Source organism: Roseovarius aquimarinus (assembly GCF_043661195.1).
GTDB lineage: Bacteria > Pseudomonadota > Alphaproteobacteria > Rhodobacterales > Rhodobacteraceae > Roseovarius > Roseovarius aquimarinus.
The window spans coordinates 1,275,111-1,287,665 of sequence record NZ_JBIHMM010000001.1; the positions used below are offsets into that span (position 1 = coordinate 1,275,111).

At 68.6% G+C, this 12,555-nt stretch carries 14 protein-coding genes; 9 read left to right on the top strand and 5 right to left on the bottom strand.

Annotated features, from left to right (window positions below; all coding sequences use genetic code 11):
* Window positions 1-55: 55 nt before the first annotated feature.
* Window positions 56-991 carry a LysR substrate-binding domain-containing protein gene (locus ACGRVM_RS06055; RefSeq protein ID WP_377167559.1) on the top strand — a complete coding sequence of 312 codons (936 nt, stop codon included), beginning with the start codon at window positions 56-58 and terminating at the stop codon, window positions 989-991.
* Here ACGRVM_RS06055 and argE read toward each other — a convergent pair.
* The 5 genes from argE to pcaQ all read right to left on the bottom strand — a co-directional run bounded on the left by argE (window position 988) and on the right by pcaQ (window position 5,622).
* Window positions 988-2,142: an acetylornithine deacetylase gene (argE, locus tag ACGRVM_RS06060; protein WP_377167556.1), complete on the bottom strand. Its 1,155-nt coding sequence runs from the start codon at window positions 2,140-2,142 to the stop codon at window positions 988-990. The two genes, ACGRVM_RS06055 and argE, sit on opposite strands and share 4 nt — an antisense overlap.
* A gap of 19 nt (window positions 2,143-2,161) precedes the next feature.
* A complete protein-coding gene (locus tag ACGRVM_RS06065) occupies window positions 2,162-2,836 on the bottom strand; it encodes a DUF1028 domain-containing protein (RefSeq protein ID WP_377167553.1) in 675 nt (224 codons plus the stop codon).
* Entirely contained in the window at window positions 2,833-3,249 is a 417-nt protein-coding gene (locus ACGRVM_RS06070) for a RidA family protein (protein ID WP_377169976.1), read from the bottom strand. The genes ACGRVM_RS06065 and ACGRVM_RS06070 overlap by 4 nt, the downstream gene beginning before the upstream one ends.
* Before the next feature lie 38 nt (window positions 3,250-3,287).
* On the bottom strand, window positions 3,288-4,565 hold the full coding sequence (locus ACGRVM_RS06075) for a flavin-containing monooxygenase (RefSeq protein ID WP_377167550.1): 1,278 nt from the start codon (window positions 4,563-4,565) through the stop codon (window positions 3,288-3,290).
* A gap of 91 nt (window positions 4,566-4,656) precedes the next feature.
* Window positions 4,657-5,622, bottom strand: a complete 966-nt coding sequence (gene pcaQ / locus ACGRVM_RS06080) for a pca operon transcription factor PcaQ (RefSeq protein ID WP_377167547.1) — start codon at window positions 5,620-5,622, stop codon at window positions 4,657-4,659.
* Between the two features lie 91 nt (window positions 5,623-5,713).
* Here pcaQ and pobA point away from each other — a divergent pair, with 91 nt between their 5' ends.
* Genes pobA through ACGRVM_RS06120 form a run of 8 tightly spaced genes read left to right on the top strand, consistent with a single transcriptional unit; the run spans window position 5,714 to window position 12,554 of the window.
* Window positions 5,714-6,883: a 4-hydroxybenzoate 3-monooxygenase gene (pobA, locus tag ACGRVM_RS06085; RefSeq protein ID WP_377167544.1), complete on the top strand. Its 1,170-nt coding sequence runs from the start codon at window positions 5,714-5,716 to the stop codon at window positions 6,881-6,883.
* On the top strand, window positions 6,883-7,665 hold the full coding sequence (gene pcaD / locus ACGRVM_RS06090; protein ID WP_377167541.1) for a 3-oxoadipate enol-lactonase: 783 nt from the start codon (window positions 6,883-6,885) through the stop codon (window positions 7,663-7,665). The genes pobA and pcaD overlap by 1 nt, the downstream gene beginning before the upstream one ends.
* The gene (gene pcaC, locus ACGRVM_RS06095) at window positions 7,665-8,066 is read left to right on the top strand and encodes a 4-carboxymuconolactone decarboxylase (protein WP_377167538.1); all 402 of its coding nucleotides are present in this window, start codon (window positions 7,665-7,667) and stop codon (window positions 8,064-8,066) included. The genes pcaD and pcaC overlap by 1 nt, the downstream gene beginning before the upstream one ends.
* The gene (gene pcaH / locus ACGRVM_RS06100) at window positions 8,063-8,785 is read left to right on the top strand and encodes a protocatechuate 3,4-dioxygenase subunit beta (RefSeq protein ID WP_377167535.1); all 723 of its coding nucleotides are present in this window, start codon (window positions 8,063-8,065) and stop codon (window positions 8,783-8,785) included. Before pcaC ends, pcaH begins: the two co-directional genes overlap by 4 nt.
* Window positions 8,785-9,402 (top strand): protocatechuate 3,4-dioxygenase subunit alpha, encoded by a 618-nt coding sequence (gene pcaG, locus ACGRVM_RS06105; protein WP_377167532.1) that lies wholly within the window; start codon window positions 8,785-8,787, stop codon window positions 9,400-9,402. The genes pcaH and pcaG overlap by 1 nt, the downstream gene beginning before the upstream one ends.
* A 9-nt stretch (window positions 9,403-9,411) precedes the next feature.
* Complete coding sequence (locus tag ACGRVM_RS06110; RefSeq protein ID WP_377167529.1) at window positions 9,412-10,245, top strand: BKACE family enzyme; 834 nt, start codon at window positions 9,412-9,414, stop codon at window positions 10,243-10,245.
* Window positions 10,242-11,492 carry a lyase family protein gene (locus ACGRVM_RS06115; protein ID WP_377167526.1) on the top strand — a complete coding sequence of 417 codons (1,251 nt, stop codon included), beginning with the start codon at window positions 10,242-10,244 and terminating at the stop codon, window positions 11,490-11,492. Before ACGRVM_RS06110 ends, ACGRVM_RS06115 begins: the two co-directional genes overlap by 4 nt.
* Before the next feature lie 36 nt (window positions 11,493-11,528).
* Window positions 11,529-12,554, top strand: coding sequence for a TRAP transporter substrate-binding protein (locus ACGRVM_RS06120; protein WP_377167523.1), 1,026 nt, complete (start codon window positions 11,529-11,531; stop codon window positions 12,552-12,554).
* The last annotated feature ends 1 nt before the right edge of the window (window position 12,555 follow it).

A 12,555-nucleotide genomic window follows, 5' to 3' on the forward strand; every position in this document is an offset into this window, starting at 1 on the left:
CGCCGCACCGCCTGCTATGCTCGCGCGCATCACCCTTGCCGTGCGGAGCCCGACGATGCCCCTGCGCTACACGCTCAGACAATTGGAATATTTCGTCGCCGTGGGCGATACGGGCAGCATCGCGGCGGCGGCGCAGCGGGCGAATGTGTCCTCGCCGTCGATTTCGGCGGGGGTGGCGCAGCTCGAGGAGGAACTCGGCGTTCGGCTCTTCGTGCGGCGCCATGCGCATGGGCTGACGCCGACGGCGGCGGGGCGCACGCTGCTGATTCAGGCGCGCCAGACCCTGAGCGAGGCCGGTGCGCTGCGCGACATGGCCGGAGAGCTTGCGGGCAGCATACGCGGCCCGCTCGCCATCGGGTGCCTGAGCACCTTCGCGCAAGTGGTTCTGCCGGGCCTGCGGCAGAGCTTCGCCGCCAAGCACGACGCGGTTCGCATCAGCCAGATCGAAGCCGATCAGGCCGGGCTGTTCAGTCTGCTGAGGCAGGCCGAGATCGATCTTGCGCTGACCTACGATCTCGATCTGCCGAGCGATCTCGCCTTTCATGCGATGCTGGACCTGCCGCCGCTGGTCGCTCTCTCACCGGCGCATCCGCTGGCGGCGAAGGCCGCGCTTTCGGCCGCGGATCTGGCGCCGCATCCGATGGTGCTGCTCGATCTGCCGCACAGCGCGGACTATTTCCTGTCGTTCTTCGCCGAGGCCGGGCTGCGCGCGCGCATCGTGGAGCGCACGCGGGACATGGGCGTCATGCGCGGTCTCGTCGCCAACGGCTTCGGCTATGCCATCGTCAACATGCGCCCGCCGGGCGATCTGGCCCCGGATGGCAAGCCCCTTCGCTTCGTGCCGCTCTCGGGAGGGGGACGGGCGATGCGGCTCGGACTTCTGACGGGCGCGGGCGAGGATCGCCCTGGGCTCCAAGGCGCCTTTCTCGAACATGCCGGGGCGTGGCTCCGGCAGGAGGGCGCGCCGCTTTTGAGGGTGCGGGGCTCCTAGCCGAGCGTGTCGAGGAGCCGGTCCATCATCGCATCGCAGGCGGCCATCTCGGCGAGGGTGATGTACTCGTCCGCCTTGTGCCCCTGCCCTTCCATGTCGCCCGGCCCGCACACGAGCGTGGGCATGCCCTCGGCGGCGAAAAAGCCCGCCTCGGTGCCGAACGCCACCTTGATGGGCGCCGCATCGCAGCCGAGCGCGGCGATGCGGGCGATCGCGGGCGCGTCCGCCGGAATGGCGAGGCCGGGATATTCGGCCGTCACTGCGATCTCGATCGCGGCCCGGCCTGAGACGCGGCGATGCGGCGCGAGGATGCGGGCGATCTCGGCATCGAGCCGCGCGCGAAAATCGGCCGGATCGTCGCCCGGCAGATACCGCAGCTCGAAATCGAGCGTCGCGCGGTCCGGCACGATATTGAGCGCGTGGCCACCTCGGAGCACGCCCGCATGCACGCTGGAATAGGGCACGTCATAGGCCGCATCCTGTACCGCGCCGCCCGCGTAATCGGCCTGCATGGCGCGCAGCGCGGTGACGAGTTCGGTGGCGAGGTAGAGCGCGTTGACATGGCGCGGCGCCAGCGACGAATGCCCGGCGGTGCCGTGGCACGTGGCGCGCAGCGAAAGCTTGCCCTTGTGCCCGATCGCGGGGCGCATCCGCGTCGGCTCGCCCACGATGCAGAGGTCCGGCATCCAGCCCATCGCGCGAATGCCCGGCATCATCTCGCCGAGGCCGAGGCATCCGATCTCTTCGTCGTAGGAAATGCAGAGCATCAGCGGCCTTGCGAGCGGCGCGCCCTTCGCGCGGGTCGCCAGCGACAGCATCGAGGCCAGAAACCCCTTCATATCCGTCGTCCCGCGCCCATAGAGCCGATCGGCCTCGCGCGTCAGGCGGAAGGCCGGCCTGCTCCACTCCTGCCCTTCGACCGGCACCACGTCGCTGTGCGCCGAGAGGAGCAAGCCGCCCGGACCCTCGGGTCCGATCCGCGCGAGAAGCCCGCATTTCGCGCCGCCCGGCGCGGGCAGGCGGCGGGTCGCGAAACCGGCCGCCTTCAGCAGGCCCTCGGCATGGTCGATCAGCGCGAGGTTGCTGTCCGCGCTGACCGTGGGAAAGCCGATAAGGCTGTCGAGGATGTCGAGCGTGGCCGGATGAGGCATGGCGGTCTCCGTGCTGGGGCTATCGATCGCCCGGAACACCGTAGGAGGGCGCGGCGCGCGGGTCGAGGGCGCGCTGGACATAGGCGCCCAGCTGCGGCTTGTAGACCTCCCACGCCGTGGCCATCGCGTCGATGGGACAGTCCTCGGTCCAGTCGCAGCGCAGATCGGCGACGGGCCAGCTCACCTTGTCGACAATCTTCATCCCCGCCGAATGGACCGGCCCGGCCTCGCCCCCCTCGGCAAGGCCCGCGCGCATCGCCGCGATCAGGCGGTCGCCGATATGGCCCGCCGCGTCCAGAAACGCGGCGACGATGGCGTCGGGCACACCGTCATTCTGCAAGAGATTGCCGCCCGAGGCCACGTTCTCGGCCTGCGCGTCGCTCCAAATGCCGAGCGAATGCGGCCCCGAATGGATCGCCGTTCCGCCTTGCGCGTCCACCGCCAGCACCTGCCGGTACTCGATGAATTTCGCCTCGGCGCGCAGCGCCTCGACGGCCTCGGCGGCGCTCATCCCGCGATCCATCAGATCGAGCGCCCGGGGGCCGAGCGCCGGGTCGGTGACGTTCTGCGAGGCGACCGCGCCCACCCCTGCGCGAGCGAAGGCGCAGCGCGCGGCGACGGCGGGCGAGGAGGACGAGATGGCGATGCCGAACATGCCGGTCTCGGCGCAGCGGGCGACGAGCGAGAAGGTCATTCCGGGATCACCGCCGTGCCGTCGATCTCGACCAGCCATTCGGGCCGCGCCAGGGCCTGCACGACAAGCCCGGTCGAGACGGGATGCACGCCCTTGATATACTGCCCCATCGTCCGATAGACGGCCTCTCGGTGGCGCACATCGGTGATGTAGACGACGACCTTCACGAGATGCTCCATGCTTCCGCCCGCCTCCTCGATGAGCTGCTTTATGTTCTGCATGACCTTGTGGGTCTGCTCGACCGGATCGTGGCTGTCGATGTTCCTGGCATCATCGAGGTTCTGCGGGCATTGGCCGCGCAGCCAGACGGTCCTGCCGCCCTGGGTGACCACCGCCTGACACAAATCGTTGTCGAGATTCTGCTCGGGATAGGTGTCGGAGGTGTTGAACTTGCGGATGCGGGTATGGGCCATCATGCTCTCCGGTATGGCGGTCTTGGGCTGCGCGGATCTCAGGCGCGGCGCCCCGAGGGGGCGGCGGCGCTCTCGTGATACTCCATGTACTTGCGATCTATGGCAATCTGCTCGGCGATGTATTTCGCATCGTGCCAGACGCCCCAGATGAAGCTCGAGCCGCGCCGCGACTGCCACGGCAGGCCGAGATAGTAGATCCCCCGCTCGGGCGAGACGCCCCGATGATGGAGCGGGCGCCCGCGCTCGTCGAAGATGTCGAGCTTGATCCAGCCGTAATCGACGCCGAAGCCCACCGCCCATATGACGGTCGTGATCCCCTCGGCGGCAAGATCGAGCGCGCGGATCGGGTGTGTGACGCAATCGGGTTCGGGCTGGCGCGCGCGCGCCTGCGGCTCCTCGGGCAGATCGAGGCCGTGGCGCGCGGCATAGGTATCGGCCGCATCGAGAAGGCTCAGATGGTTCGCATCACCCCGGTCGAGATTGGCGCGCAGATCGTCCGCGATCCGCAGAACGCCCGCCTCGCAGCCCTCGGTGCGGCCCAGAAGCGTCATGCCCTCGTTGGCGAAGCGGCGGAAATCGACGGTGCGCCCGCCATTGGCGCCGCTGACGGCGATGGTCACATGCTCGGTGCCGGGCGCAGGCGCGGCCATGTCCCATTTGCCCAAGACACCCAGCCACCAGCAGAAATCGCGCCCGCGATAGGCGCGCGGCGGGCGATCATGCGGGCCGACCGAGAGAAAGACGCGGCGGCCCGCGCCGCTCAGCTCTTCCGCGATCTGCGCGCCGGACGAGCCCGCCCCGATGACCAGCACCGCGCCGTCCCTGAGCGCGCCGGGATTGCGATAGGCGCTCGAATGGATCTGATCGAGGCCGGCTCGCGCCGGGATCATGTCCGGCACCTCGGCAACCTGGAACGGGCCGGTGGCCGCCACGACATGCTGCGCCTCGATCATGCCGTCGCTGGTGCGCACCGCAAAGCCCTTGCGCCCCTCGAGCCGGCGCACCTCCTCGACCTCGACACCGCAGGTGATGGGCGCGCCTATCATGCGCGCATAGGCGGCGAGATAATCGGCCACCTCCTCCTTCGGCGGAAAGCCGTTCGGGCCGGTGCGCTCGAAAGCCATGTTGGGAAAGCGGTCATGCCAGGCCGGGCCGTTGGCGACGAGCGAATCCCAGCGCTCCGAGCGCCAGCGCTCGGCGATGCGGCTGCGCTCGAGCACCATGTGCGGGATGCCCGCGCGGCCAAGATGCTCGCTCATCGCGATCCCGGCCTGCCCGGCCCCGACGACCAGCGTGTCCGTCTCCTTGATCGACATTATCGGGCGCCCTCCCCCGGTTCGGAAATCCGTGATGCCCAGCTTAGGCATGGCGGCGGCATATCGAAATCACGATTTGCCGCAGCCGTGATTAGGCAGAGCCTTCATCACCCGGCCCTTCCTTTCCTCCGCCGAGGCCCGCCGAGCCGAGCCCGAGGCGCGGCAGGGTGCGCTCGAGCGCGCGGCGAAACAGCTGCATCGCCAGCGTCTCGCCCTCACCCGCGCGCGTCATCAGCCCCACCGGCCCCTCGGTCAGCCCGGTGCCGAGCGGCAGGCGCACCAGCCTCCCCTCTGCCACCTCGCGCGCGACAACGCCCGCCGAGATGAACCAGATCGCATCGCTTTGCTGCGTGTGGACCCGCCCGAACGCGCCCGAGACCGTCTCGATCCGGCGGGGCGGCACCGCCGCACCGCTCGCGATCAGGAGCCGCTCGACGAAGGGGCGGATCGCGGCGGAGGGCGGCGGGTAGATGACGGGAAACTCGGCGATGCGCGCAAGATCCGGCTCGCCCAGAATGGGATGGCCCGGGCGCACGATCACGGCCACCTCCTCGAGATAGAGCTGCGTGAAGCTGAGGCCGCGCATCGTCTCCGGCTCGCCCAGACGGCCGATCAGGACGTCGAGATCGCCCGCGCGCAGAACGCGCGTCATATGCCCATGCGCGCCATCGGCGATGGTCAGCCGCAGGTCGGGCGCAAGCTCTGCAAGCTCGGCCACGATCTCGGGCATGAGGCGGGCCGCGACAGACGGAAGCGCGCCCACGCGCAATTGCATCGCGCCCGCGCGCCGCGCCTCGTCGATCCCGGCCAGACCCTGCTCGAGCGCGGCGAGGCTGCCTTGGGCATAGCGGTGAAAGAACTCGCCCTCGGCGGTGAGCGACACCCCGCCCCGCCCGCGCGTCAGCAGATCGGCGCCCACGATCTCCTCGAGCTCGGACAGGGTGCGCGAAATGGCGGGCTGGGTCAGCAAGAGCCGCTCGGCCGCGCGCTTGAGACTGCCCTGCCGGACGATCTCGGTCAGCGCCTGCACATGGCGGATCTTGATGCGCCGGTCCATGATTGCCTTTTTCGATAACTAAATTCGCGGATTTCTCATTTTACTTCTCAATTCCCGCATGTGAACCTTTTTCGCAAGTGGAGGAGCACTTATGAAAACCCAAGTCGTCATCATCGGCGGCGGGCCGTCCGGCCTGCTCCTGGGACAACTCTTGCACACGCGCGGCATCGAGGCCGTGGTGCTGGAGCGCAAGACGCGCGACTACGTGCTGGGCCGCATCCGCGCGGGCGTGCTGGAATCGGGGCTGGTGGATTTGCTGGAAGAGGCGGGCGTCGCGGACCGGCTGCACCGCGAGGGACAGCGCCATACCGGCACGCAGATCGCGGCGGGCGGCGAGATGTTCGGCGTGGCCTTCAGCGCACTGACGGATCGCCATGTGACCGTCTATGGCCAGACCGAGGTGACGCAGGATCTCTACGACGCGCGCGAGGCGGCGGGGCTGCGCACCGAGTTTCTGGTCGAGGACGTGGTGATCCACGGCGCGGATGGCGACGCGCCGTTCGTCACATATACCCAAGGCGGCAGCGAGCGGCGGATCGACTGCGATTTCGTCGCGGGCTGCGACGGGTTTCACGGCGTCAGCCGCAAGACGATCCCCGAGGACGTGCGCCGCGAATACGAAAAGGTCTATCCGTTCGGCTGGCTCGGCATCCTCTCGCGCACGCCGCCCGTCCATGAAGAGCTGATCTACGCCAATTCCGAGCGCGGCTTCGCGCTTTGCTCGATGCGGAACGAAAACCTGTCGCGCTACTACATCCAGTGCGATCTGTCCGACAGCCCCGAGGACTGGAGCGACGAGGCCTTCTGGGCGGAGTTGAAGCGCCGCCTGCCGGATCATGTCGCCAAGGATTTGGTCACCGGCCCCTCCATCGAGAAATCCATCGCGCCGCTGCGGTCCTTCGTGACCGAGCCGATGCGCTGGGGGCGCCTTTTCCTATGCGGTGACGCCGCGCATATCGTGCCGCCCACCGGCGCCAAGGGTCTCAATACCGCCGCCAGCGATGTGCATTATCTCTACGAGGGGTTGCGGCAATTCTACGAGACGGGCGAGAGTGAGGGGATCGACCGCTATTCCGAACGCGCGCTTCTGCGCGTCTGGAAGGCCGAGCGGTTCAGCTGGTGGTTCAGCAGCCTGCTGCACCGCTATCCCGAGCAGACGGCGTTCGATCTGAAGATGCAGGAGGCCGAAATCGCCTTCTTGCGCGACAACGAGGCGCAGCAGCGCGCCTTCGCCGAGAATTACGTGGGGTTGCCATACTGATGAAGACGGCACGGGTGAACGGAGCGGAATTGCACTACACCGACGGCGGCGCGCCGGACGGGCAGGCCGTCGTCTTCGCCAATTCGCTCGGCACCGATCTGCGGGTCTGGGACGCGGTGCTGCCCCATCTTCCACCCGATCTGCGCGTGATCCGCTACGACAAGCGCGGCCATGGCCTCAGCGAAGAGACGCCCGGCCCCTACAGCATCGACATTCTGGCCGATGACGCGGCGGGGCTGATGGACCATCTGGGCCTGCGAGGCGCGGTCTTCGTCGGCCTCTCGATCGGTGGGCTGATCGGCCAGGCGCTGGCCGCGCGGCGGCCGGATCTGCTGCGCGGCCTCGTCATCTCGAACAGCGCCGCGCGCATCGGCGACGCGGGCATGTGGCAGGGCCGCATCGACGCCATCCGCAGCGGCGGGCTTCGCGCCATTGCCGCTCCTACGATGGAGCGCTGGTTCTCGCCCGAGTTCCGTCGCGAAGGCGCCGCCGCGCCGTGGCAGCGCATGCTGGAGCGTCAGCCGCAAGACGGCTACATCGCCTGCTGCGAGGCCATCGCTGCTGCCGATCTGAGCGAGAGCACGGCCAAGCTCGATCTGCCGGTGCGCCTCATCGCCGGGCGGCTCGACGGCTCGACCCCTCCCGATCTGGTGGCCGCGACCGCGCGGCTCATTCCCGGCGCGCGGCTCGAGGTGATGGAGGGCGTGGGCCACATACCCTGCGTCGAGGCGCCCGAGATCTATGCCGCCATCCTGTCCGATTTCATCGAGGAGACCCCGTGATGTCCGATCCCCACGCCCTTGGCATGAAAGTGCGCCGCGAAGTGCTGGGCGACGATCACGTCGACCGCGCCACCGCCGCGCAGACCGATTTCGACCGGCCCTTTCAGGATCTCATCACCGCAAGCGCCTGGGGCACCGTCTGGGCGAGCGACGTCATCACGCGGCGCGAGCGCTCGATGCTCACCCTCGCGCTTCTGGCCGCGACCGGCAATTTCGAGGAAATCCCGATGCATATCCGCGCCACCGCCCGAACGGGCGCAAGCCGCGCCGATGTGCGCGAATGCCTGCAACACGTCGCCATCTACGCCGGCGTGCCGCGTGCCAACCATGCGCTGAAACTGGCCAAGGAGACCTATGCCGAGATGGACGCGCGCGCCGAGGCCGGGGAGGCAGGCCGATGAAAGCCGCCGAATTCTACCAGCGCGACCGCACGCTCCATCCGCCCGCGCATCATCCGAATTACAAGACCTCGGTCGCGCGCAGCCCGCGCTATTCGCCGATTTCGCTGGAGAACTCGGTGAGCGAGATCACCGGGCCGGTCTTCGGACAGAATGACATCGACCCGCTCGACAACGATCTCATACGCAACTACGCGCAGACCGGCGATCCTGTGGGCGAGCGCATCATCGTGCATGGCCGCGTCCTCGATGAGAACGCGCGCCCCGTGCCCCATACGCTGGTCGAGATCTGGCAGGCCAATGCGGGCGGGCGCTACCGGCACAAGAAGGACAGCTATCTCGCCCCGATCGACCCCAATTTCGGCGGCTGCGGGCGCACCCTGACCGACGAGAACGGCTATTACTTTTTCCGCACGGTCAAGCCCGGCGCCTATCCGTGGCGCAACTGGGTCAACAATTGGCGGCCCGCGCATATCCATTTTTCGGTCTTCGGCTCGGGCTTCGTGCAGCGGCTCGTCACGCAGCTTTACTTCGAGGGCGATCCGCTGATCGCGAAATGCCCCATCGTGCAGACCATTCCCGATGCGGACGCCATCGAGCAACTGATCGCAACGCTCGACATGAACGCGGCGGTGCCGCTCGACTGTCTGGCCTACAAGTTCGACATCGTGCTGCGCGGGCGCCGCTCGACGCTGTTCGAGAACCGGCCGGAGGGCAACTGATGCCGCAAACGCTGAACTACCTGCGCGAAACCGCCTCGCAGACCGCGGGCCCCTATGTGCATATCGGCCTCGCGCCGGGCGCCGCGGGCTTCGACATCTACCGCGAGGAGCTGGGCCACGACATCGCCGGGCCGAACGCCGCCGGAGAGCGTATCCGCGTCACCGGGCGCGTGATCGACGGGATGGGCAGCCCCGTCAAGGACGTGCTGCTCGAGGTCTGGCAGGCCAATGCCGCCGGGCATTACGCCCATCCCGAGGGCGGCGGCGCCGTCGAGGACGGCTTTCGCGGCTGGGGCCGCGTCATCCCCGATTTCGAGACCGGCGCCTTCGCCTTCGAGACGGTCAAGCCGGGCGCGGTGCCGGGCCGCGACGGGCGCATGCAGGCGCCGCATCTGAACCTCTGGATCGTCGCGCGCGGCATAAATCTTGGCCTCAACACGCGCATGTATTTCGCCGACGAGGCCGAGGCGAACGCCGCCGATCCGGTGCTGAACCTCATCGAATGGGAAAGCCGCCGCGCCACCTTGATCGCCGCGCGGCAGGACGGCGCCAAGCCCGGCTACACGTTCGACATCCGCCTTCAGGGCGACGATGAAACCGTCTTTTTCGATATCTGAGGCCCGACCATGACCCGCCCCTGCATCCTTTGCGTCGCCATCACCGGCTCGCTCCCGACCAAGGAGAATAATCCGGCCGTGCCGATCACCGTTCAGGAGCAGATCGAGTCGACGCAGGAAGCCTTCGAAGCGGGCGCCAGCATCGCGCATTGCCATGTGCGCGACGATGCGGGCGCGCCGACCTCGGATCCCGAGCGCTTCGCCGCGCTTAAGGAAGGATTGGAGAAGCACTGCCCCGGCATGATCGTGCAGCTCTCCACCGGAGGCCGTTCGGGCGCGGGCCGGGCGCGGGGCGGGATGCTGCCGCTGCGGCCCGACATGGCGTCGCTCTCGGTCGGGTCGAACAATTTTCCCACGCGCATCTACGAGAACCCGCCCGATCTGGTGGACTGGCTCGCCTCCGAGATGATCGCGCATGACGTCAAGCCCGAGATCGAGGCTTTCGACCTCAGTCACATCCTTCAGGCCGCGCTCATGCACAAGGACGGGCGCATCAAGGATACGCCCTATGTGCAATTCGTGATGGGCGTGAAGAACGCCATGCCCGCCGACCGCGAGGTGTTCGATTTCTACATCAAGACCGTCAAGCGCCTCTTCGGCGAGGACGCGCATTGGTGCGCGGCGGGCATCGGGCCGCAGCAGATCGTGCTGAACGAATGGGCCATCGCGGCGGGCGGTCATGCGCGCACCGGGCTCGAGGACAATGTGCGGCTCGACCGCGAGACGCTGGCCCCGTCGAACGCGGCGCTGGTCAAGCGCGCCGCCGACATCTGCGCGCGCCACGAGCGCCCCGTCGCGACGTGGCGCGAGGCGCGCAAGATGCTGGGGCTGCGGGCCGCATGATGCTGATGGATGGCCTCTTCTCGGATGATGCGCTGGCCGAGGCGATCGGCCCCGAGGCGCAACTGGCCGCGATGCGCACCGCGCTGGCGGCGCTCGCCATCGCTCAGGCGCGGCTCGGGATCATTCCAAAGGAGGCGGCGAAGATCATTCAGGATGCCGCCGGGCGCCCCGCCCCCGCACCCGAGGATCTGCGGGATCAGATCGCGCAGGCGGGCATTCCCGCGCAGGCCGTCATAAAGCACCTCAAGGCCGAGGCGGGCGCGCAGGGCGATTGGGCCGGCTTCGGCGCGACTTCGCAGGATATTCAGGACACGGGGCTGTCGCTGCAACTGCGGGGCGCGCTCAGCCTCATCGAGACGCGGCTCGCTGCGCTTGGAGAGACGCTGGACGGCGCACGGCGGCAACACGGCGCGCAGATCATGCCCGCGCGCACCCGCTCGCAGATCGCCGCGCCGACGACGCTCGGCGCGCGGATCGCCGTCTGGCGCGCCCCGCTCGCACGCCATCTCGAGCGTCTGGCCGAGCTGCGCCCGCGCGTCCTCTGCGTCTCGCTCTACGGCGCCGCAGGAACCGGCGCCGCGCTCGCGCCCCGCATGACCGAGCTGCGCGCCGCGCTTGCGACGGATCTGGCGCTCTGCGCGCCCGAAACGCCCTGGCACGCTGCGCGCGACGGGATCGCGGAGCTGGGCGGCTGGCTCTCGCTCGTCACCGGCTCACTGGGCAAGATGGGCGCCGATCTGGTGCTCATGGCCCGGGACGGCGAGGTGATGGCGGGGCGGGGCGGCGGCTCGTCAACCATGCCGCAGAAGTCCAACCCCGTCGCCGCCGAGGCGCTGGTGAGCCTTGCGCACCTCAACGCCGGCGCGCTCGGCACGCTCCATCAGGCGCTGGTGCATGCCGACGAGCGGGACGGCGCCGCGCTCGGCATCGAATGGCAGATCCTGCCCGAGATGATCCTGCGCACCGGCGCGGCGCTCCGCCTCGCCGAGGATCTGGCGCGCAGCATCACGCCCCACCCCGCCCGCATCGCCGCCGTGATCGCGGCCGATGGCGGGAGGATGATGGCCGAGGCCGCCGTCTTTCACCTTTGCCGCAGCATGCCGCGCGGCGAGGCCGAAGCCGTCGTCGCCCGCGCGCTTGCCGCGATGGGCGAGACCGAAACCCTGGCCGGGGCGCTGGAGGAGAGCGCCCCGGGCCATGACTGGGCGCGTATTCTCGCGCCGGACCGCAACACCGGCCAAGGCTGACCGCCGCCGGATCGCAACCACCAAAGGGAGAGAGACATGAGATATTCCATGATTGCCGCCGCCTTCGTCGCGGCCACCGCAGGCACCGCCCAGGCACAGGAGGTCACGCTGCGCGTGCATCACTTCCTGTCGTCCGACGCGCCCATCCAGACCGGCGTGCTCGGCCCCTGGGAGAAGATGGTCGAAGAGCAGTCGGAGGGGCGCATCGACGTGCAGATCTATCCGTCGATGCAATTGGGCGGCAAGCCGCCGCAGCTTTTCGATCAGGCGCGCGACGGCGTCGTCGATGTGGCCTGGACACTGCTCGGCTACACGCCCGGCCGCTTCCCGAAATCCGAAGTCTTCGAGCTTCCCTTCATGTCGGCGAGCGCCAGCGCCACCACCGCCGCGCTTCAGCCTTACCAGGAGAAATATCTCGGCGACGAGCTGGCCGATGTGCATCCACTGATGCTCCACGCGCCCGCGGCCTACAAGCTTCATCTCAAGGATGTCTCGGTCTCGTCGATGGCCGATCTCGAGGGGCTGAAGCTGCGCACGCCCTCGCGCACCATGACCGACGGCTTGCAGGCGCTCGGCGCGACCGCCGTGGGCATGCCCGTGCCGCAGGTACCGCAGGCCCTGACGACCGGCGTGATCGACGGCGCGGTGATCCCGTGGGAAGTCTCGGGCAGCCTGCGTATCGAGAGCGTCGCGCAGAACCATACCGAATTCGGCGCCGAGAATGGCGGTCTGTCCACCTCGGTCATGGCGCTGGTGATGAACAAGGGCGTCTACGAGGGCCTGCCGGACGATCTGAAGAAGGTGATCGACGACAATTCGGGGGCCGCCCTCGCCGAGATGGCGGGCACCGCCTTCGACGAGGCCGAGCTGCGCGAGCGCCAGAAGGCCGTCGATGCGGGCCATGAGATCGTCGTGATCCCCGAGGCCGATCTCGCCGCGTGGAAGGAGGCGAGCCAGCCCGTGATCGACGCCTGGGTGCAGGCGATGACCGATGCGGGCCATGACGGCGCGGCCATGCTCAGCGACGCCGAGGCGATGCTGCAATCGGCCCAAGGCCAGTAAG

Bases quoted from the DNA above. Each gene is read 5' to 3' on its own strand.
- ACGRVM_RS06115 (WP_377167526.1), top strand. From the start codon at position 10,242: ATGATGCTGATGGATGGCCTCTTCTCGGATGATGCGCTGGCCGAGGCG.
- ACGRVM_RS06065 (WP_377167553.1), bottom strand. From the start codon at position 2,836: ATGACCTTCTCGCTCGTCGCCCGCTGCGCCGAGACCGGCATGTTCGGC.
- pobA (WP_377167544.1), top strand. From the start codon at position 5,714: ATGAAAACCCAAGTCGTCATCATCGGCGGCGGGCCGTCCGGCCTGCTC.
- ACGRVM_RS06070 (WP_377169976.1), bottom strand. From the start codon at position 3,249: ATGGCCCATACCCGCATCCGCAAGTTCAACACCTCCGACACCTATCCC.
- ACGRVM_RS06120 (WP_377167523.1), top strand. From the start codon at position 11,529: ATGAGATATTCCATGATTGCCGCCGCCTTCGTCGCGGCCACCGCAGGC.
- pcaQ (WP_377167547.1), bottom strand. From the start codon at position 5,622: ATGGACCGGCGCATCAAGATCCGCCATGTGCAGGCGCTGACCGAGATC.
- pcaH (WP_377167535.1), top strand. From the start codon at position 8,063: ATGAAAGCCGCCGAATTCTACCAGCGCGACCGCACGCTCCATCCGCCC.
- ACGRVM_RS06055 (WP_377167559.1), top strand. From the start codon at position 56: ATGCCCCTGCGCTACACGCTCAGACAATTGGAATATTTCGTCGCCGTG.
- ACGRVM_RS06110 (WP_377167529.1), top strand. From the start codon at position 9,412: ATGACCCGCCCCTGCATCCTTTGCGTCGCCATCACCGGCTCGCTCCCG.
- ACGRVM_RS06075 (WP_377167550.1), bottom strand. From the start codon at position 4,565: ATGTCGATCAAGGAGACGGACACGCTGGTCGTCGGGGCCGGGCAGGCC.
- pcaD (WP_377167541.1), top strand. From the start codon at position 6,883: ATGAAGACGGCACGGGTGAACGGAGCGGAATTGCACTACACCGACGGC.
- pcaC (WP_377167538.1), top strand. From the start codon at position 7,665: ATGTCCGATCCCCACGCCCTTGGCATGAAAGTGCGCCGCGAAGTGCTG.
- argE (WP_377167556.1), bottom strand. From the start codon at position 2,142: ATGCCTCATCCGGCCACGCTCGACATCCTCGACAGCCTTATCGGCTTT.
- pcaG (WP_377167532.1), top strand. From the start codon at position 8,785: ATGCCGCAAACGCTGAACTACCTGCGCGAAACCGCCTCGCAGACCGCG.